The following is a 17,677-nucleotide window of genomic DNA, read 5'->3' as shown; positions in this document are numbered from 1 at the left end:
TGCACCTGGTAGATGCTCAACTTCTTGTTGAACGTCTTCTGCAGCGGCATGGGGTTGCCTGCCACCCTGCGCGTAAGCTGAACGGGGAGCGGACGGGGAGGGCGGACAACCCGCGTAAAATACCGCTTTTAACAGCGCCCCAAAATCATGTCCGCCTGGGTCCTGCCGGATCACATCGCCGATGTATTGCCTTCCGAGGCCCGGCATATCGAAGAGCTACGACGTGAACTGCTCGACACGGCGCGTGGCTATGGCTATGAGCTTGTCATGCCGCCGTTGCTGGAGCACCTGGAGTCGCTCCTTACCGGCACCGGCGAAGCGCTCGACCTGCAAACTTTCAAGCTCGTTGACCAGTTGTCTGGCCGCATGATGGGCCTGCGCGCTGACTCCACGCCGCAAGTCGCCCGCATCGACGCACATCTTCTCAATCGCCAGGGCGTTACGCGCCTTTGCTACTGCGGCCCCGTGCTGCACACCCGCCCCAATCGCCCCCACGCCACGCGCGAGCCGCTTCAGTTCGGCGCGGAAATCTATGGGCATGCCGGGCTTGAAGCTGATCTTGAAGCGTTGCTGCTCGCGCTCGATTGCCTCAAGGCCACCGGCACCGGCGAACTCACCGTTGACATGGCCGACGCGCGCATCGTGCGTTCGCTGCTGGCCGGTGTGATGGTCGATTCGAGCGTGCTCGTGCGTGTGCATGCCGCGCTCGCCGACAAAGATTCGAGCGAGCTTGCAGCGCTCACAAAAGACTTTCCTGTTGCAGCACGCGAAGGTTTGCTCGCACTCGTGTCGCTCTACGGCGATGCGAAGGTGCTGGACGAAGCCGAGAAATCATTGCCGCCTTCGAATGCCTTGCGCGACGCATTGGCCAACCTGCGTTGGCTCGCCAGCCATCTTGAAGGCTGCAAAGTCTCGTTCGACCTGGCCGACCTGCGCGGCTATGCCTATTACACCGGTGCCCGCTTCGCGATCTACGTGCCCGGCGCGAGCGACGCGCTCGTGCGTGGTGGCCGGTATGACGAGGTGGGCGCAGTGTTCGGCCGCAACCGGCCCGCTGTCGGCTTCAGCCTCGACGTGAAAGAGCTGGTGGCTGTGGCGGGCAAGCGCCCATTGAAAGCCGTGATCCGCGCGCCGTGGCCCGACGGCAAACCCGATGCCGCCGAGCTGCGCAGTGCCATCGCGCAGTTGCGAGCGCAGGGCGAAACCGTGGTCTGCATGTTGCCCGGCCATGAAAGCGAAGTGGACGAGTTCCACTACGACCGTGAGCTCGCGCGCGATGGTTCGCGCTGGGTCGTTCGCGTAATCTGAAAAATATTTTCTCCTCCAGGACGCAATCGAGATGATGAAGACGAAGGGTCGTAATGTGGTCGTGGTCGGCACCCAGTGGGGCGACGAAGGCAAGGGCAAGCTGGTCGACTGGCTGACCGAGATGGCGCAGGGCGTCGTCCGCTTCCAGGGCGGCCACAACGCTGGCCACACGCTGGTGATCAACGGCGTGAAGACGGCGCTGCACCTGATTCCGAGCGGCATCATGCGCCCCGGCGTGAAGTGCTACATCGGCAATGGCGTCGTGCTGTCGCCCGCCAAGCTCTTCGAGGAAATCGAAGGGCTGGAGAAGGCCGGTGTCGAAGTGCGTGGCCGTTTGCGCATCAGCGAGGCGTGCCCGCTGATCCTGCCGTACCACGCCGCGCTCGATATCGCCCGCGAAACACGCCGGGAGCAGGGCGGCACCGAGAAGATCGGCACCACGGGCCGCGGCATCGGCCCCGCTTACGAAGACAAGATCGCCCGCCGCGCGCTGCGCGTGCAGGACATGAAGGACCCGAAGCGCTTTGCAGCCAAGCTGCTTGAAGTGCTCGACCTGCACAACTTCGTGCTCACCAACTACCTGCACGCCCCGGCGATCGACGGCCAGGCCGTGCTCGACGAGGCGATGAAGCACGCCGAGCTGCTGCGCCCCATGATGGCCGATGTGTCGCGCGAGCTGAACGAGGCGCACATTCACGGCGACAACCTGCTGTTCGAAGGCGCGCAAGGCACGCTGCTTGACGTCGATCACGGCACGTATCCGTACGTCACGTCCAGCAACTGCGTGGCGGGCAATGCGTCTGCAGGCGCAGGCGTGGGCCCGGGCATGCTGCACTACATCCTGGGCATCACGAAGGCGTACTGCACGCGCGTCGGCGGCGGGCCATTCCCGACGGAGCTCGACTGGGCGACGCCAGGCACAGTGGGCTATCACCTGTCTACCGTCGGCGCTGAAAAGGGCGTGACCACCGGGCGCTTCCGCCGTTGCGGCTGGTTTGACGCAGCGCTGCTCAAGCGCAGCGCGCAGGTCAATGGCTTGTCGGGGCTGTGCATCACCAAGCTCGACGTGCTCGACGGCATCAAGGAACTGAAGCTGTGCACGGGCTACATGCTCGATGGCGAACACACCGACATCCTGCCGATGGGTGCCGAAGAAATCTCGCGCTGCGAGCCGGTGTACGAGACGATGGAAGGCTGGACGCAGAGCACGGTGGGCATCACCAAGTACGATGAACTGCCCGTGAATGCGCGCCTGTATCTGCAGCGCATTGAGCAAGTCACTGGCGTGCCGATCGATATCATCTCGACCAGCCCGGATCGCGACCACACGATCATGAAGCGCCACCCCTACTTGGCTTGAGGAGCACATCGAATGTTGACTGAAGACGGCAAGCACCTGTACGTCAGCTACGACGAATACCACAGCCTCATCGAGAAGCTCGCGATCAAGATCCACCAGTCGGGCTGGCAGTTCGACACCATCCTGTGCCTGGCGCGCGGCGGCATGCGGCCCGGTGACATCCTCTCGCGCATCTTCGACAAGCCGCTGGCCATCATGTCGACCAGCTCGTACCGCGCCGAGGCCGGCACGGTGCAGGGCCACCTCGACATCGCCCGCTACATCACGACGCCGCAGGGCGAGATTGCGGGCAAGGTGCTCCTCGTTGACGACCTCGCTGATTCGGGCGCAACGCTGCACGCCGTGCTCGACATGCTGCGCACCGGCTACAAGCCGATCACCGAATTGAAGAGCGCCGTGATCTGGACCAAGGGCGTCTCCAAGTTCATGCCCGACTATTCGGTGGAATACCTTCCCACCAACCCGTGGATCCACCAGCCGTTCGAAGGCTATGACTCGATGGGGCCGGAGAAGCTGCTGGAGAAGTGGAAGGTTTGAGGTTGCCGCCTCTGTTTTGAGGCGAATAACCGGGATAATCGACTCATTTTTTGAGTCGATTAAGGGGCATAATCGACTCACGCCTTGAGTTGATTAGCCCATGAAATCGACGCATCTCCTCTGGAAAGACCGCAATTGGCCCGCCTTGCGCTACGACAGCGCGAAGGTCGCCAGTGCGCTGGCCCGTGCGCGCCGGGCGCAGGGCGCCCTTGAGGGAAAACTGACCACCATCGGATTCGACGAGCGCCAGTCGCTGGCTGCCGAAGCGTGGACGCAGGAAGCCATGTCCACATCGGCCATAGAGGGCGAGCAACTCGACTTGCTGGCGGTGCGCTCATCGGTTGCCCGCCGGCTGAGCGGCGCAAAGGTCAAAGGCCCAGCCGCGCCACGCCACGTCGATGGCCTGCTGGACATCATGGACGACGCAGTCGCCAACGCCATGCAGACACTCACGCACAAGCGCCTGTGCGCGTGGCAGGCCGCGCTGTTTCCGACGGGCTATTCCGGCATGCGCCCCATCCTCGTGGGCGGCTACCGCAAGCATCCGATGCAGATCGTGAGCGGACCTGCCGGGCGCGAGGTGGTTCACTACGAAGCGCCGCCCGCTGGCCGGGTCACGGCGGAGATGAAAGCCCTGCTGGATTGGTTCAATCGCGGCGAAGAGGCGGATCGTTTTGTGCAGGCGGCTGTCGCCCACCTCTGGTTCGAAACGATCCATCCTTTCGAAGATGGAAACGGCCGCGTCGGCCGCGTGCTGGTTGATCTGGCCCTTGCCCGCGACAGCGGCGAAGTCGGCAGGTTGATGCGCATCTCGCAACGCCTGCTCGAAACGCGGGACGAGTATTACGAACAGCTCGAATCAGCACAGCACGGCACTTGCGATGTGACGGCATGGGTCGCATGGTTTGTGGAGCAAGTGGGCGTGGCTTGCGAAGAAGCCGTGCAAGTCGTGGACGCATCGCTCGCCAAGGCGCGCTTCTGGGCGACCCACCGCGACAAGCCAGTGAACGAGCGGCAACGCAAAGTGTTGAACGTGCTGCTCGACGCGGGGCCCGGCGGCTTCGAGGGAGGCCTCAGCACGCGCAAACACGAAAGCCTGACGTCCGCTTCTCGCGCGACGTCATCGCGGGACCTGCTTGAACTGGAAGAAGCGGGCTTGTTGAAACGCGTCGGCGCGGGGCGGTCCACGCGCTACTACATCAATTTGCCGGGGTGGTGATCTGGGGTTGAGAGGCTCGAGGCACTACCATCCACCCATGAGCAAGCAGCCGATCACCGATCTCATCCACCACGCCTACACGCCGCCCGCTGGCTTTGCCGCACCGCAGCCCGCTGTGCACAAGGCGTCCACGATCATCTTTGCCAACGTTGCCGCCATGCGCTCGCGCAACTGGCAGACCAAGGCCGGCTACACCTACGGCCTGCACGGCACGCCGACGACCTTCATGCTCGAAGAGCGGCTGGCGACCAGCGAAGGCGGCAAGTACTGCATCCTGGTGCCCAGCGGCCTGGCCGCCATTGCCAACGTTGCGATGGCTTTGCTCAAGACCGGCGACGAGGTTCTGATTCCGGATAACGCCTATGGCCCGAACAAGGCGCTGGCCGACGGCGAGCTGAAGGCCTGGGGCATCACCTGCCAGCTGTATGACGCGATGAACCCCGCTGACTTGCAGGCGCGCATCACGCCGGCAACGAAACTCGTCTGGCTCGAAGCCCCCGGCTCGGTGACGATGGAATTCCCCGATTTGCCAGCCCTGGCGCGCATCTGCCGCGATGCCGGCGTGACGTGCGCGCTCGACAACACTTGGGGCGCAGGCATGGCCTTCAACCCGTTCGATCTGGGCGGCGGCGCGTCGGTCGATATTTCTGTGCACGCGCTCACCAAGTACCCCAGCGGTGGCGGTGACGTATTGATGGGCGCCGTGATCACGAGTCGCGATGACCTGCACCTGAAGCTGAAGCACACGCATATGCGCACGGGGCAGGGTGTAGGCGCGAACGATGCCGAAGCGATCCTGCGTTCGCTGCCGTCGATGCCGCTGCGCTATCGCGCGCATGACGTGGCGGCGCGCAAGCTCGCTTTGTGGCTCGGCGGCCGTGCGGAAATCTCGAAGGTGCTGCACCCGGCGGTCGAAGGCTCGCCCGGCCACCGCCATTGGCGCGAACTCTGCGGTGAGCGCGATGCGGCGGCGGGGCTCTTTTCAGTTGTGTTTGATGAACGTTATTCCACGGCGCAGGTCGATGCCTTCTGCGATGCGCTCAGGCTCTTCAAGCTCGGCTATTCGTGGGGCGGGCCGATGAGTCTGGTGGTGCCGTACGACATCGCGTCGATGCGCAGCGCGCGACTCGGAACCTGGCCGCACAAAGGGACGCTGGTGCGGTTTTCGATTGGCCTCGAAGCCGTTGAAGACCTGCAGGCTGACCTGGCGCAAGCCATGGCTGCGCTCGATTGACAGTCAGTTGCTAAGGGCGAGGCGTTATCGCTTACATTGGACCAATCGGAAGAAATTTGAACGGAAAGTCCTGTGGCTACACCCAATTACGGTTACGAGAAGCGCCAGAAGGAACTCGCGAAGAAACGAAAAAAAGAGGACAAGCTGCGCGCGAAGTCCGAGCGCAAGCCCGGTGACGAGTCGGGCAACCCGGGCGACATGCCTGCCGAAGACGGCCAGGAACCGACCGGCGACGTACCTCCCCAGCAGCCCTGAACGCCTGGCGCTCGCGGCCTTAACTGAGCATCTGCCTCGCCAGTGAGCGCATTGCGTCCGCACCCCGCCCTGAAGGCGTGAGCGGCTGCGCATCTGCATAGCGGCTGAAGTTGCGCACCATCGATGCGCGATAGCCAGGGTCGTAGTGCTTTTCCAGTAGCTCACGCACGACCTTCTCTGTTCTCCCCGCCACCACATCTTCCTGCCAGCCCTGCACGGTGGCTTTGCCGCGCAGTTCGGTGAGTGCGCCCAGCCGGTCGCAAAACAACGCGTCGTCGTGCGCGAAGAAGGCGTAGTCTTCCAGCAGCAGGGCCACGCGTTCCTCGAATGGCAGCTGCAGGTCCAGACAGGGGCTCGCGCGCATTCTGGCGATCAGCGCATCGCCGATGGCGACATTGCCGACCTTGCGGCTTTCGCTCTCGACAAACACCGGCCGTGCCGGGTCGAACTGCCGCAACGCATTCCATACCAGCGTGTCGAAGCGCTTTTGCGTGGGTTGCGGCTGGCCGGGGATCGAGCCGAGCACTGAGCTGCGGTGGCTGGCCAGCGCCTCCAGGTCGAGCACCTGCGCGCCTTCTGCGATCAATGCCTGCAGCAGCCGCGTCTTGCCGGAACCGGTAGGCCCGCAGATCACGCGGTAGTCGAGCCGGTTGGCCAGCACCGGCAGGTCGGCCAGCACGGCAGTGCGAAACGCCTTGTAGCCGCCCTCGACCACATGCACCCTGAAGCCGATCTGCGCCAGCACCAGTGCGAGCGCGCCGCTGCGTTGCCCGCCGCGCCAGCAGTACACGAGCGGCTGCCAGTTGCGGTCTTTGTCCAGCACTTCGCGTTCGATGTGGCGTGCGATGTTGGCCGAGACGAGCATCGCGCCCCGCTTGCGCGCCTCGAACGGGCTGACCTGCTTGTAGATCGTGCCGATGATCTTGCGCTCTTCGTCGTTGAGCGATGGCCAGTTGATCGCGCCGGGAATCGCGTCTTGCGCGAATTCGGATTCGGTGCGCGCGTCGATCACGGCGGAAAAGTCACCGAGCCGCGAGATCGCGTCGGCAGCGCTCACGGTCTTGAGACTCACTTGAGCAGCTTCTTGAGTTCAGGCCAGACGTTGTCGAGCATGACCGGATGCGCCAGCGCCTTGGGGTGGATGCGGTCGGCCTGGAACATCGACAACGGGTCGGCCACATCGCCCACGCCTTTGAGCAGGAACGGCACGAGCCCCGTCTTGTGCGTGCCTGCCACCTTGGCGTACATCGCCGCAAAGCGCCTGGTGTAGTCAGCGCCGTAGTTGGGCGGCATCTGCATGCCAACGAGCAGCACTTTGGCGCGCGCTTGCTGGGATGCAACGACCATCGCCGTCAGGTTGTCTTCTGTCATCTGCACCGGCAGGCCGCGCAATGCGTCGTTGCCGCCGAGTTCGATGATGACGATGGAAGGCTTGTGCTGCGCCAGCAGTGGAGCCAGGCGTGAGCGGCCGCCCGACGTCGTGTCGCCGCTGATGCTGGCATTGACAACGGTAGCGGCGATCTTCTGCCCGGCCAGGCGCTTTTCCAGCAGGGCCACCCAGCCTTCGCCGCGCTTCAAGCCATACTCCGCGCTGAGCGAATCGCCCACGACGAGAATGACCGGCGGTGTGCCTGCGGCGAATGCCACCTGATAACTCCCAGCTAACGCGGCCGCGATAAAGTCACGGCGCTTCCAACGATCCAACATGTCTGATCCCATCATTGCTGTCGAGCACGTCTACAAATCGGTCACGGACTCCACAGGCACGCTCGATATTCTGCGCGATATCGATTTCACGCTGGCCCAAAAGGAGACTGCCGCCATCGTCGGCGCGTCGGGTTCGGGCAAGAGTACGCTGCTGTCGATCATCGCCGGGCTTGATACGCCGACTCGCGGCACCGTTCGCGTCGCTGGCGCAGACATCTTCGCCATCGGCGAGGATGAGCGGGCGGCGCTGCGGGCACGGCAAGTCGGCTTTGTGTTCCAGAGCTTCCAGCTGCTGGGCAATTTGACGGCGCTGGAGAACGTGATGTTGCCGCTTGAGTTGGCGGGTCGCGCTGATTCACGCAAGGCCGCGACAGAGATGATGTCGCGCGTCGGCCTGTCGCAGCGGCTGGGTCACTACCCCAAGGTGTTGTCGGGCGGCGAGCAGCAGCGTGTGGCATTGGCACGCGCTTTTGTCGTGCAGCCAGCGGTGTTGCTTGCTGATGAGCCGACGGGCAGCCTTGACTTCGCGACAGGCGAGAAGGTGATGGAACTGATGTTCGACCTGAACCGCGAATTGGGCACGACGCTGGTGCTGGTCACGCATGACCGGTCGATTGCGTCACGGTGCGAGCGGCGCATCACGATCGAGGCGGGCGTCGTGGTCTAGCGACCGCGATAATCCCCGCATGTCCTCCCCCAAAGTCCTGTTCGGCTTCCACGCTGTTGGCGTGCGCCTGAAGACCGCGCCTGCATCCATCATCGAGATCTACGCCGACCCCACACGGCGCGACGCGCGCATGCGTCAGTTCCTTGACCGGGCGCATGAAGCAGGCGCCCGCATCATCGACGCTGATGGCGTTCGCCTGGCCAAGCTCGCAGGCAGCCATGGCCATCAAGGCGTGGCGGCGCGCGTCACCGAACTGAAGGCCACGCACTCGCTGGACGACCTGCTCGACAGCATCGAAGGCCCGCCGCTGCTGCTCGTGCTCGATGGCATCACCGATCCGCATAACCTCGGCGCCTGCCTTCGCGTCGCCGATGGCGCGGGCGCTCACGCCGTGATCGCGCCGAAGGACCACGCCGCCGGCATCAACGCGACGGTTGCCAAAGTCGCGAGCGGCGCCGCCGAGACCGTGCCGTACTTCATGGTCACCAACCTTGCGCGCACGCTGGCAGAACTCAAGGAGCGCAGCATCTGGTGCATCGGCACCAGTGACGATGCGCCCAAGACCATCTACCAGGTCGACCTCAAAGGCCCTGTGGCGCTGGTGCTGGGCGCAGAAGGCCCGGGCATGCGCCAGCTCACGCGCAAGTCGTGCGATGAGCTTGTGAGCATCCCGATGCGTGGCGCGGTCGAAAGCCTGAACGTGTCGGTGGCCAGCGGCGTTTGCCTGTACGAGGCACTGCGCCAGCGCACCTGAAACTGGCAGTTGGACAGCGGGCGCATTCGCATCAGAATGCTCGCACGCCGCATTCATCCATGGAGCACACATGCCGATGTCCACATTGCCGACACGCCAACTGGCCGTTCTCGCCGCGTTCTTGCTGGGCCATGCAGCCGCGGTCGCAGGGCCGTGCGATGACTCCGCCTTTCGCGCATTCGACTTCTGGCTCGGCCAGTGGCAGGTGCACACGCCCGACGGCAAGCTGGCCGGCACCAACCGCATCGAACGCGAATATGGCGGCTGCGTGCTGCATGAGCGCTACGACACCGGCAAGGGCTACAGCGGCGAGAGCCTGAACATCTACGACGCTGCCCGCAAGATATGGCACCAGAGCTGGGTCGACACGGGCGGCACTTTGCTGCTGCTCGAAGGCGGCCTGCGCAACGGAGCGATGGTGCTGGAAGGCCAGACGTCGAACCTGGGTGGCGCGCCGACGAGGCATCGCATCACGTGGACGCCGAACGCCGATGGCAGCGTTCGCCAGCTCTGGGAATCGACCGACGCGAAAGGGCAGTGGACGGTTGCGTTTGACGGCAAGTACACGCGCGCACCGGCAGCACGATGAGCAGGCGAGTCGTCATTCGCGCGCCGGTCGCAGGCGACGAGGCCGAGTTTCTTGCCGCGTGCCAGCGAAGCCGCAAGCTGCATTCACCCTGGGTGAGCACAGTGAAGACGCCTGCGGAATTTCGCGCCTGGCTCGGCCGCATGGTGGCTCCGGCGAACTACCCGTTCCTGATCTGCCGCGCAGACACGGGCGAGATTGTGGGCGTGGTGAATGTGTCGAACATCGTGCGTGGCCTGTTTCACAGCGCCTATCTCGGCTACTACGTGTTCGCCGGCCACGAAGGGCAGGGGCTGATGCGCGAAGGGCTGCAGGCGGTGATGCGCCATGCGTTCAAGACGCTCAAGCTGCACCGGCTGGAGGCGAACATCCAGCCGGGCAACAAGGCGTCGCTTCGACTGGTGATGGCATGCGGCTTCGCCAGGGAAGGCTACTCGCCGCGCTACCTGAAGATAGGCGGGCGCTGGCGCGACCATGAGCGGTGGGCGATCCTGGCGGATGCGAAGGCAAGCACGAAGGTGCGGGTGCCAAAGTGACCCACTCGCTGGTGACGCTGGCCGATGCACAACCGCAGGACGCGCAGGCACTGCGCGAGCTGATGGCGCGCGTGATAGCGGTGAGCGTCACGCAGGATGAAGCGGTGTTGCAGAGCACGATCGCCAACGTCAACCGCAATCTCGGCTGGTGGCTGGCGCATCCCGGCGAGTGCGTTCACCTCAAGGCCGAAGCGGGCGGGCGAATCGTGGGCGTCGTGCTGGTCAAGCAGTTCTGGAACCTGTGCAGCCTGTTTGTCGAAGCAGACTTGCAGGGTCAAGGCGTGGGCCGGGCGCTGGTCGAAGCCGCGTGTGACGCGTGCAGGGGTCGAAGCCCCGAGAGTGCCTTGTTCCTGAACGCCGCCACGAATGCGATCCCGTTTTACCGGCACCTCGGCTTTGTCGAGCGTGAGTCGGCGCAGACGCTGCCTGCCGGATTCCTGCCAATGAGGAAGTCGTTGTGATGGGCCTTGGTGATGCGCAGCGCATCGTGATCGTCGGCATGGCGGGCGCTGGCAAGACGACGCTGGGCCAACGTCTTGCGCAGCTGACCGCAATCCCGCACACCGAGCTCGACGGCCTGTTCTGGGGCCCGGACTGGGAGCCACGCCTGCCGGCGTTTCACGACGACGTGCGACGCGTTGCAGCCGGTGAGCGCTGGATCACCGATGGCAACTACTCCACGGTGCGCGACATTCTCTGGCCGCGTGCGCAGCTTGTCGTCTGGCTGAACCTTCCGTTCACCACGATCTTTCGCCGGGTGTTGTTGCGCACCGTTCAGCGCTCGTTCAAGGGTACTCAGCTGTGGCAGGGCAACCGTGAGTCGTGGCGGCGCGCATTCTTCTCGCGCGAGTCGCTCTTGTGGTGGGTGATCAAGCACAGGGCGCGCTACCAGCGGCAGTTCAGTGAGCTGCGCGCGAGCGGCAAGTTCGCTGGTTTGGCGTGGATCGAGCTGAAGACGCCCGAAGAAGTCGAGCAGTTCGTCGCGATTTGCCGTTAGTCACTACGCGGCGCGCCGCGTTTCAAACGACGCCGAACCAGCCCAGTAGCGCGCCCGCACCCAACAGCCACAGCAAGTGGATTTTTGTGCGCCAGACGATGATGGCGCTCGCCACGGCAAGCGTCCAGACGGGCCAATTGCGCACGTCGTAGCTCACCCCCGTCGCGAGGATCCAGCCCGTGGCGATTAGCAGCGCAATCACGATGGGTGCCAGCCCCTGTTTGAAGGCGCGCACGCCGCGCAGGTTGCGGTTCTCGCGGCCCCAGCGCGTGGCCAGGTAGGTGAGCGTGGTGCTCGGCACCATCACGCCCACCATCGTCACGATCAAGCCAAACATCGCCAGGGGCAGCCCGCCTGCATTGAGGCCGACGTTCCATCCGAGCAGGCCCACGAACAGCACGTTCGGGCCCGGCGCAGCCTGGGCAATCGCAATGGATGCGCTGAACTGCGGGTCAGTCAGCCACGCCTGCTTGTCGACGAGGTAGCGATGCATCTCCGGCGCCGTCGTGATCGCGCCGCCCACAGCCAGCAGCGACATGACCAGGTAGTGGGAGAAAAGTGCGAGCCAGTCGGCGGCCGTCATCGTGATCGTCATGGCGCGGTCTTTCCGAGGCGCACATACGTCGCGATACAGGAAAGCCCGCCGAGCCCGATCAGCACATACGCGAGCGGCCAACGCAGCAGGGCGATGCCGATGAACGTGGCGATGCCGAACAACGCGCAGAGCGCCAGGCCCAGCGGATGTTTGCCCAGTGCGTTCATCAGCTTCATGCCCGTTGCGGCGATCAGCCCCGCAGCCACGGCGCCCATACCTCGCAGCGCGCCGGCTACCTGCGGGTTGCCCGCGTACTGTGCATAAACAAGCGCCAGCCCCAGCACGACCAGCAGGGGAAAGCACAGCATGCCTGCCACCGCAACGAGCGCACCTTTCAGGCCAAAGTAGCGGTCGCCGATCATGAGCGCAAGGTTGACGACGTTCGGCCCCGGCATGATCTGCGCCACGGCCCATTCCTCGACGAACTCCTCCTGCGTCATCCACTTTTTCTTCTCGACCAGCTCGCGCTGCACCACAGCCAGCACGCCGCCGAAGCCCTGCAGGGCCAGCACGGTGAATGAGAAGAACAGGTCGGAGAGTGACTCGGGCTGCGCTCGCGCAGGCTCGGGCGTGTCGGCCGGTGAGGTCATGCGCGATTATTGCGTGGGTCGTGCGGCTTGCGCCTTGTGGCCAGCCACAGGCCCACCGCGATCAGCACCAAAGCACCCCACGCTGTCGCATGCAATGGCTCACCGAGAACCAGCCAGCCGAGCAGGGCAGCCGTGACCGGGTTGAGCGCCAGGAACACGGTGACGCGCGTCGGCGACTCGTGCTTGAGCGCGTACAGCCACCAGAAGTACCCGACGCCGCTGGCGAGGCCGATGAAGAGCATCGCCACCCATGCTGGTGCGTTGAAGGTTGTGATGTGCGCTGGCCACTGCTCGGTCAATGCAAATAGCGCGAGAACGATCACCGACGCGAGCATTGCAAACGCCGACACGGGGATCGTGGGGTAGCGCATGAGATAAGGGCGGTACAGCACGCTGCACGCCGCGCCGACCAGCGCCGACGCGGCGACGGCAGCTTCGCCCCACCAGTGGCCCGCGTGCGTGCCCTGCAGTTTGGGCGTGAGTGCGAGTGCGACACCTGCGATGGAGATCGCAACGCCCAGCAGCAGCGGCCACGTCACGCGTTCACGGCCAAGTGCTGCGGACAGCAGCAACGTCAGGAGCGGAGCGAGGCTGAAGATGAGAGACGCCTGCGCCGCGCCGATGTGGCGCAGGCCGTAGTTCATGAGCGCGATCAACACGCCGAACTGCAAGATGCCCAACGCCGCCATCGCCGCGAAGTCGCGTGGCGCCGCCTTCCACACAGTTGCAAAGCCGCGCCATGCGAAAGGCAACAGACACGCAAAGCCGATGGAGTAGCGCAGCATGGCCAGCGTGAGCGGCTGCACTTCGCCAACGGCGAAGCGGGTGGCAACGATGGCCGCGCCCACCAGCACACCGGAGCCGGCTGCGGCCAGCAGCGCAAGGTTCGGTTGGAGGTTGGGCGCGCGTGGCGCTGCTTGCGTCAGAGCGTGAGCTCCCAGGTTTCGCTGGTCATGCGCTGGCCGAAGGCGTTGTAGGGCTCGGACTTCACGACGCGAAAACCGCGCGACTTGTAGATCGCGCGTGCCGCCAGCAGGTGGCTTTGCGTCCACAGCACGAGCTTGCGGTAACTCTTGCTGCGCGCGAAGTGGATGCACTCGTCGGTCAGCCGCCCGCCCAGGCCCTGGCCGCGTGCGCCAGGCCCGAGAATCAGCAGCCTCAGCTTCGCAACGCGCGGCGACTGGCGCACGACGAACACCGAGCCGACGCGTTCGCCGTCGATTTCGGCGATCCAGCCCTTTTCCCACTTCGGGTCGAAGTCGCGCAGGTATTTCGCGGCGATCTCGGCGACGAGCGCCTCGAACTCATGATTGAAGCCGTATTCGCGCCAGTAGATGTCGCCATGTTGCTGCACGACCCAGCCCATGTCGCCGGGTTGCGGGTCGCGCAGGATGGCCACTCGCTGGCTCGGCTGCCCTGCATTGAGCACTTGCTGCATGGTGCCCATCGCGCGCAGCAGTCGTTCGCGGTCGTGGCCCGGTATACCGGACAGCAGCGCTGCCGCTTCGTCGCGCGACTTCTGCTGCAACGGTGCAAAGGCAGCGTGGCCGCTATCGGTCAGCCGCAGCAGGCTTTGGCGCGCATCAGCGGGCGAGGGCGCGCGTTCGATCCAGCGTTTGGTTTCAAAGCGCCGCAGGATACGGCTGAGGTAGCCTGCATCCAGGCCCAGTTCGCGGCCCAACTCCGAGGCGACGGGCTGGTCGCGATGCGCGAGCTCATACAGCACACGCACTTCTGTCAGGGAAAACTCGCTGCCGAGATACGGGTCGAGTACGCCAATTTTCTGTGTGTAGAACCGGTTGAAGCGGCGGACGGCCTTGATCTGCTCGGGGGGTATGGCGGGTGGTGGCATGGATGACATGGTCAGGCGATTGCCTGACTTAGTCAAGTAAACAGGCGATGCCCGCCGTTGACGCTGAAAACAAAAAGGGCGCCCTGAACAGCCAGGGCGCCCCGAAAAAATGTGAAGAACGACTCAGCTGCCGCGCGTGATCGGAACCTGGTGGTCCTTGCCGTACGCGCCGTACTTGCCCAGCTCCCACTTCGCGATGGCGTTGCGGTGAACTTCGTCCGGGCCGTCGGCAAAGCGCAGCGTGCGCGCGCCAGCCCATGCGGAGGCCAGCGGGAAGTCACCCGACACACCGCCGCCGCCGTGCACTTGCATGGCCCAGTCGATGACCTGCAGCGCCATGTTCGGTGCGACCACCTTGATCATCGCAATATCGTTCTTCGCAACCTTGTTGCCCACAGTGTCCATCAGCCATGCCGCACGCAATGTGAGCAGGCGGGCCATGTCGATCTTGCAGCGTGCTTCGGCAATGCGCTCTTGCGTCACCGTCTGCTGCGCCACTGTCTTGCCGAACGCGGTGCGCGACAGGGCGCGCTTGCACATCAGCTCCAGCGCGCGCTCGGCCAGGCCGATCAGGCGCATGCAGTGGTGAATGCGCCCAGGCCCGAGGCGGCCTTGCGCGATCTCGAAGCCGCGGCCTTCACCCAGCAGGATGTTGTCGGCAGGCACGCGAACATTTTCGAAGTACATCTCGACGTGGCCGTGCGGCGCGTCGTCGTAGCCGAACACGGTGAGCGGCCGCACGATGCGGATACCGGGGGCGTCGGCGGGGATGATGATCATGCTCTGCTGCGAATGGCGCGGTGCATCGGGGTCGGTCTTGCCCATCGTGATGTAAACAGCGCAGCGCGGGTCGGCAGCGCCTGAAATCCACCACTTGTGGCCGTTGACCACGTAGTCGTTGCCGTCGCGCTCGATGCGCGTGCAGATGTTCGTTGCGTCAGACGATGCAACTTCAGGCTCTGTCATCGCGAAGGCCGAGCGGATCTGGCCTTCGAGCAAGGGCTTGAGCCAGCGCGCCTTGATCGCTTCGCTGCCGTAGCGGGCAATCGTTTCCATGTTGCCCGTGTCGGGCGCGGAGCAGTTGAACACCTCGCTTGACCACTGCACGCGACCCATGATTTCGGCCAGCGGCGCGTATTCCTGGTTCGTGAGGCCGGCGCCTTCGTAGCCCGATGCCGAGGCGCTGTCCACGGGCAGGAACAGGTTCCACAAACCAGCGGCGCGCGCCTTGGGCTTGAGGTTCTCAATCGTCTTGAGCGCCGACCAGCGCTTGCCGGCCTTGGTGTTGGCTTCGAGTTCCGCCTCGTAGTCTTTCTCGGCAGGGTAAATGTAGTCGTCCATGAACTGCGTCAGCTTGGCTTGCAGCTCGCGCGTCTTGGGGGAATAGTCGAAGTCCATTTGTTGTCTTCCTAGGGGTGATGTGGTGGCGCGCGGGTCAGGCCATTTGTGCGAACTGCCAGGCGAGTTGCGCCATGGGCTTGGCGCCTGCTGCCGATGCAACGGCTTGCGCGCTCGATGCGGTGCCCGTCTCCACGCGCTTGGCAATGCCTTGCAGGATGGCGGCGATGCGAAACAGGTTGTAGGCGAGGTAGAAGTTCCAGTCGGCCTTCAGGTCTTGCGGTGTGGCAAGGCCGGTGCGGTCGCAGTAGCGGCGGATGTATTCGTCTTCAGTCGGAATGCCCAGCGCCTTGAAGTCAAGGCCGCCGATGCCACGCGCCTGGCTGTGCGGGATGTGATACGACATGCAGTGGTAGCTGAAGTCGGCCAGCGGATGGCCGAGCGTGGACAGCTCCCAGTCAAGCACGGCAATGATGCGCGGCTCGCTCGCATGGAACATCAGGTTGTCGAGCCGGAAGTCGCCGTGCACGATGGACACCTTCGACTCGTCGCGGCCCGCTGCAGGGATGTTCACCGGCAGCCACTCAACGAGCCGCTCCATTTCCGGGATCGGCTGGCTCATGGGGCCGGCACCATCGGTCGACGCCTTGTACTGCTTGCTCCAGCGGCCGATCTGCCGCTCGAAGTAGTTGCCCGGCTTGCCGTAGCCCGCCAGGCCGCGGTCCGCGAACTTCACGGTGTGCAACGCGGCCATCACGCGGTTCATCTCGTCGTAGATGTCGCCGCGCTGCGCGGGCGTCATGTCGGGCAGAGCCTGGTCCCAGAGCACGCGGCCTTGCATGCACTCCATGATGTAGAACGCGCGGCCAATCACGGACTCGTCTTCGCACAGGCAGTACATGTGCGGCACGGGCACGTCGGTGCCGCCCAGGCCTTTCATCACGGCGAATTCGCGCTCGACGGCGTGGGCCGAAGGCAGCAGCTTGGCCACGGGGCCGGGCTTGGCGCGCATCACATAGTCGCGCGTCGGCGTGAGCAGTTTGTACGTGGGGTTCGACTGGCCACCCTTGAACATCTCCACGGTGAGGGGGCCGCGAAAACCGTCGAGGTTTTTCTCCAGCCACGCGGTGAGCGCGTCGATGTCGAAGACGTGTTTGTCCGAAACGGGGCGGGTGCCGATGAAGTGGTCGTATTGGCTCATGGGGTCTATTAAAGCTCGGCGTCGATGATGGCCATGAGTGCATCGCGATTGCGCACGACGAGCCCGCCCGGCTCGATGCGAATCACGTCCTCGCGCTCCATGGCCTTGAGTTCCTGGTTCACGCGCTGGCGCGATGCGCCCAGCAGCTGCGCGAGTTCTTCCTGCGCGAGCTGCAGGCCGATACGCACTTCGCCGCCATCTTGCAGCGATGGCACGCCGTAGCTGCGCACCAGATGCGTGAGCTGCTTGGCCAGGCGCGCGCGCAAGGGCAGGGTGTTGAGGTCTTCCACCAGGCCGAACAGCTGGCGGATGCGGCGCGCGTGCAGTCGCAGCAATGCTTCGTACAGCTCGACGTGCTGCGCCAGGATCTTGCGCAGGTCGCCACGCGAGACCGAGAGCATGGTGGTGTCGCCATGCGCAAAGGCGTCGTGCGTGCGCCTGTCGCCGTCGAAAATCGCCACGTCGCCAAACCAGATGCCCGGCTCCACGTAGGTCAGCGTTACCTGCTTGCCCGTGATCGATGTCGAGCTCACGCGCACGGCACCCCGCGCTACGGCGCTCCACGACTCCGCTGCGTCGCCGCGCGCGCAGATCAGCTCGCCGTCTTTGTAGCGTTTGGGGGATGCGCATCGAAGGATGTCGTGGCGAAGGGACGGAGAAAGGGATGAGAACCAGCGACCGGTATTGATCGCTTCTCGTTCTTCGATGGTAAGAATCGGGTCGTCCATGGTCTGTCTTGTCAGCGACTGGTGTGCTGGTCCATTGTCACGTCAGGGACGCAGTGAAAACAACCGGAGTGTCCCGTAGGGGACGAGTGACCTTGCCCCCGAAAAACGGATTCCTTGCTGAGGTGTAATTTGGCAAGGAGAAACGACAAATGGGTAAGAAGCCGAGGGCGAGGTACACGCTCGAATTCAAGCTGGAGGCGCTGAGGCAGATTG

Annotated in this window: 21 protein-coding genes; 12 read left to right on the top strand and 9 right to left on the bottom strand. The window is 64.4% G+C overall.

The window, feature by feature from the left end; genetic code table 11:
• Nucleotides 1-147 precede the first annotated feature (147 nt).
• The 6 genes from GHT07_RS12430 to GHT07_RS12405 all read left to right on the top strand — a co-directional run bounded on the left by GHT07_RS12430 (nt 148) and on the right by GHT07_RS12405 (nt 5,913).
• Nucleotides 148-1,308 (top strand): ATP phosphoribosyltransferase regulatory subunit, encoded by a 1,161-nt coding sequence (locus GHT07_RS12430; RefSeq protein WP_153585418.1) that lies wholly within the window; start codon nt 148-150, stop codon nt 1,306-1,308.
• Nucleotides 1,309-1,339: 31 nt separating this feature from the next.
• Nucleotides 1,340-2,668 (top strand): adenylosuccinate synthase, encoded by a 1,329-nt coding sequence (locus tag GHT07_RS12425; RefSeq protein WP_153585417.1) that lies wholly within the window; start codon nt 1,340-1,342, stop codon nt 2,666-2,668.
• Between the two features lie 12 nt (nt 2,669-2,680).
• Entirely contained in the window at nt 2,681-3,205 is a 525-nt protein-coding gene (locus GHT07_RS12420; protein WP_153585416.1) for a phosphoribosyltransferase, read from the top strand.
• A 100-nt stretch (nt 3,206-3,305) separates the two neighbouring features.
• Nucleotides 3,306-4,424: a Fic family protein gene (locus tag GHT07_RS12415; RefSeq protein ID WP_153585415.1), complete on the top strand. Its 1,119-nt coding sequence runs from the start codon at nt 3,306-3,308 to the stop codon at nt 4,422-4,424.
• 37 nt (nt 4,425-4,461) lie between these two features.
• A complete protein-coding gene (locus tag GHT07_RS12410; protein ID WP_153585414.1) occupies nt 4,462-5,658 on the top strand; it encodes a PLP-dependent transferase in 1,197 nt (398 codons plus the stop codon).
• A gap of 72 nt (nt 5,659-5,730) precedes the next feature.
• Entirely contained in the window at nt 5,731-5,913 is a 183-nt protein-coding gene (locus GHT07_RS12405; protein ID WP_323740912.1) for a hypothetical protein, read from the top strand.
• A 19-nt stretch (nt 5,914-5,932) separates the two neighbouring features.
• Here the strand turns inward: GHT07_RS12405 and mnmH are convergent, their stop codons facing one another.
• Nucleotides 5,933-6,985 (bottom strand): tRNA 2-selenouridine(34) synthase MnmH, encoded by a 1,053-nt coding sequence (gene mnmH, locus GHT07_RS12400; protein ID WP_323740911.1) that lies wholly within the window; start codon nt 6,983-6,985, stop codon nt 5,933-5,935.
• On the bottom strand, nt 6,982-7,632 hold the full coding sequence (locus GHT07_RS12395; protein ID WP_395685361.1) for an arylesterase: 651 nt from the start codon (nt 7,630-7,632) through the stop codon (nt 6,982-6,984). Before GHT07_RS12395 ends, mnmH begins: the two co-directional genes overlap by 4 nt.
• Here GHT07_RS12395 and GHT07_RS12390 point away from each other — a divergent pair.
• The 6 genes from GHT07_RS12390 (at nt 7,619) to GHT07_RS12365 (ending at nt 11,160) form a co-directional block, all read left to right on the top strand.
• The gene (locus tag GHT07_RS12390; RefSeq protein ID WP_153585412.1) at nt 7,619-8,287 is read left to right on the top strand and encodes an ABC transporter ATP-binding protein; all 669 of its coding nucleotides are present in this window, start codon (nt 7,619-7,621) and stop codon (nt 8,285-8,287) included. The two genes, GHT07_RS12395 and GHT07_RS12390, sit on opposite strands and share 14 nt — an antisense overlap.
• A 19-nt stretch (nt 8,288-8,306) precedes the next feature.
• Nucleotides 8,307-9,041, top strand: coding sequence for a 23S rRNA (guanosine(2251)-2'-O)-methyltransferase RlmB (rlmB, locus tag GHT07_RS12385; RefSeq protein ID WP_153585411.1), 735 nt, complete (start codon nt 8,307-8,309; stop codon nt 9,039-9,041).
• A gap of 70 nt (nt 9,042-9,111) precedes the next feature.
• Nucleotides 9,112-9,630 carry a hypothetical protein gene (locus GHT07_RS12380; protein WP_228488328.1) on the top strand — a complete coding sequence of 173 codons (519 nt, stop codon included), beginning with the start codon at nt 9,112-9,114 and terminating at the stop codon, nt 9,628-9,630.
• Nucleotides 9,627-10,163 carry a GNAT family N-acetyltransferase gene (locus GHT07_RS12375; protein ID WP_153585410.1) on the top strand — a complete coding sequence of 179 codons (537 nt, stop codon included), beginning with the start codon at nt 9,627-9,629 and terminating at the stop codon, nt 10,161-10,163. Before GHT07_RS12380 ends, GHT07_RS12375 begins: the two co-directional genes overlap by 4 nt.
• A complete protein-coding gene (locus GHT07_RS12370) occupies nt 10,160-10,624 on the top strand; it encodes a GNAT family N-acetyltransferase (RefSeq protein ID WP_153585409.1) in 465 nt (154 codons plus the stop codon). The genes GHT07_RS12375 and GHT07_RS12370 overlap by 4 nt, the downstream gene beginning before the upstream one ends.
• On the top strand, nt 10,624-11,160 hold the full coding sequence (locus GHT07_RS12365; protein ID WP_153585408.1) for a P-loop NTPase family protein: 537 nt from the start codon (nt 10,624-10,626) through the stop codon (nt 11,158-11,160). Before GHT07_RS12370 ends, GHT07_RS12365 begins: the two co-directional genes overlap by 1 nt.
• A 22-nt stretch (nt 11,161-11,182) precedes the next feature.
• Here the strand turns inward: GHT07_RS12365 and GHT07_RS12360 are convergent, their stop codons facing one another.
• The 7 genes from GHT07_RS12360 to GHT07_RS12330 all read right to left on the bottom strand — a co-directional run bounded on the left by GHT07_RS12360 (nt 11,183) and on the right by GHT07_RS12330 (nt 17,464).
• A complete protein-coding gene (locus tag GHT07_RS12360) occupies nt 11,183-11,755 on the bottom strand; it encodes a chromate transporter (RefSeq protein WP_153585407.1) in 573 nt (190 codons plus the stop codon).
• Complete coding sequence (locus GHT07_RS12355; protein WP_153585406.1) at nt 11,752-12,345, bottom strand: chromate transporter; 594 nt, start codon at nt 12,343-12,345, stop codon at nt 11,752-11,754. Before GHT07_RS12355 ends, GHT07_RS12360 begins: the two co-directional genes overlap by 4 nt.
• Nucleotides 12,342-13,220, bottom strand: a complete 879-nt coding sequence (locus tag GHT07_RS12350; protein ID WP_153585564.1) for a DMT family transporter — start codon at nt 13,218-13,220, stop codon at nt 12,342-12,344. The genes GHT07_RS12355 and GHT07_RS12350 overlap by 4 nt, the downstream gene beginning before the upstream one ends.
• Nucleotides 13,221-13,267: 47 nt before the next feature.
• A complete protein-coding gene (locus tag GHT07_RS12345) occupies nt 13,268-14,197 on the bottom strand; it encodes a bifunctional helix-turn-helix transcriptional regulator/GNAT family N-acetyltransferase (RefSeq protein ID WP_228488327.1) in 930 nt (309 codons plus the stop codon).
• Between the two features lie 123 nt (nt 14,198-14,320).
• Complete coding sequence (locus GHT07_RS12340; protein WP_153585404.1) at nt 14,321-15,595, bottom strand: acyl-CoA dehydrogenase family protein; 1,275 nt, start codon at nt 15,593-15,595, stop codon at nt 14,321-14,323.
• Between the two features lie 37 nt (nt 15,596-15,632).
• The gene (locus tag GHT07_RS12335; protein ID WP_153585403.1) at nt 15,633-16,736 is read right to left on the bottom strand and encodes a phosphotransferase; all 1,104 of its coding nucleotides are present in this window, start codon (nt 16,734-16,736) and stop codon (nt 15,633-15,635) included.
• A gap of 8 nt (nt 16,737-16,744) precedes the next feature.
• Complete coding sequence (locus GHT07_RS12330) at nt 16,745-17,464, bottom strand: Crp/Fnr family transcriptional regulator (protein WP_153585402.1); 720 nt, start codon at nt 17,462-17,464, stop codon at nt 16,745-16,747.
• Between the last annotated feature and the right edge of the window lie 213 nt (nt 17,465-17,677).

It is taken from the genome of Caenimonas koreensis DSM 17982 (assembly GCF_009646335.1).
Lineage (GTDB): Bacteria > Pseudomonadota > Gammaproteobacteria > Burkholderiales > Burkholderiaceae_C > Ramlibacter > Ramlibacter koreensis.
This window is presented reverse-complemented; position numbering and strand designations above follow the sequence as displayed.

Coding starts and splice junctions, on each gene's coding strand:
- GHT07_RS12425 (WP_153585417.1), top strand. CDS start 1,340: ATGATGAAGACGAAGGGTCGTAATGTGGTCGTGGTCGGCACCCAGTGG.
- GHT07_RS12430 (WP_153585418.1), top strand. CDS start 148: ATGTCCGCCTGGGTCCTGCCGGATCACATCGCCGATGTATTGCCTTCC.
- GHT07_RS12340 (WP_153585404.1), bottom strand. CDS start 15,595: ATGGACTTCGACTATTCCCCCAAGACGCGCGAGCTGCAAGCCAAGCTG.
- GHT07_RS12420 (WP_153585416.1), top strand. CDS start 2,681: ATGTTGACTGAAGACGGCAAGCACCTGTACGTCAGCTACGACGAATAC.
- GHT07_RS12360 (WP_153585407.1), bottom strand. CDS start 11,755: ATGACGATCACGATGACGGCCGCCGACTGGCTCGCACTTTTCTCCCAC.
- GHT07_RS12390 (WP_153585412.1), top strand. CDS start 7,619: ATGTCTGATCCCATCATTGCTGTCGAGCACGTCTACAAATCGGTCACG.
- GHT07_RS12345 (WP_228488327.1), bottom strand. CDS start 14,197: ATGCCACCACCCGCCATACCCCCCGAGCAGATCAAGGCCGTCCGCCGC.
- GHT07_RS12330 (WP_153585402.1), bottom strand. CDS start 17,464: ATGGACGACCCGATTCTTACCATCGAAGAACGAGAAGCGATCAATACC.
- GHT07_RS12335 (WP_153585403.1), bottom strand. CDS start 16,736: ATGAGCCAATACGACCACTTCATCGGCACCCGCCCCGTTTCGGACAAA.
- GHT07_RS12395 (WP_395685361.1), bottom strand. CDS start 7,632: ATGGGATCAGACATGTTGGATCGTTGGAAGCGCCGTGACTTTATCGCG.
- GHT07_RS12380 (WP_228488328.1), top strand. CDS start 9,112: ATGCCGATGTCCACATTGCCGACACGCCAACTGGCCGTTCTCGCCGCG.
- GHT07_RS12375 (WP_153585410.1), top strand. CDS start 9,627: ATGAGCAGGCGAGTCGTCATTCGCGCGCCGGTCGCAGGCGACGAGGCC.
- GHT07_RS12355 (WP_153585406.1), bottom strand. CDS start 12,345: ATGACCTCACCGGCCGACACGCCCGAGCCTGCGCGAGCGCAGCCCGAG.
- GHT07_RS12410 (WP_153585414.1), top strand. CDS start 4,462: ATGAGCAAGCAGCCGATCACCGATCTCATCCACCACGCCTACACGCCG.
- rlmB (WP_153585411.1), top strand. CDS start 8,307: ATGTCCTCCCCCAAAGTCCTGTTCGGCTTCCACGCTGTTGGCGTGCGC.
- GHT07_RS12415 (WP_153585415.1), top strand. CDS start 3,306: ATGAAATCGACGCATCTCCTCTGGAAAGACCGCAATTGGCCCGCCTTG.
- GHT07_RS12365 (WP_153585408.1), top strand. CDS start 10,624: ATGGGCCTTGGTGATGCGCAGCGCATCGTGATCGTCGGCATGGCGGGC.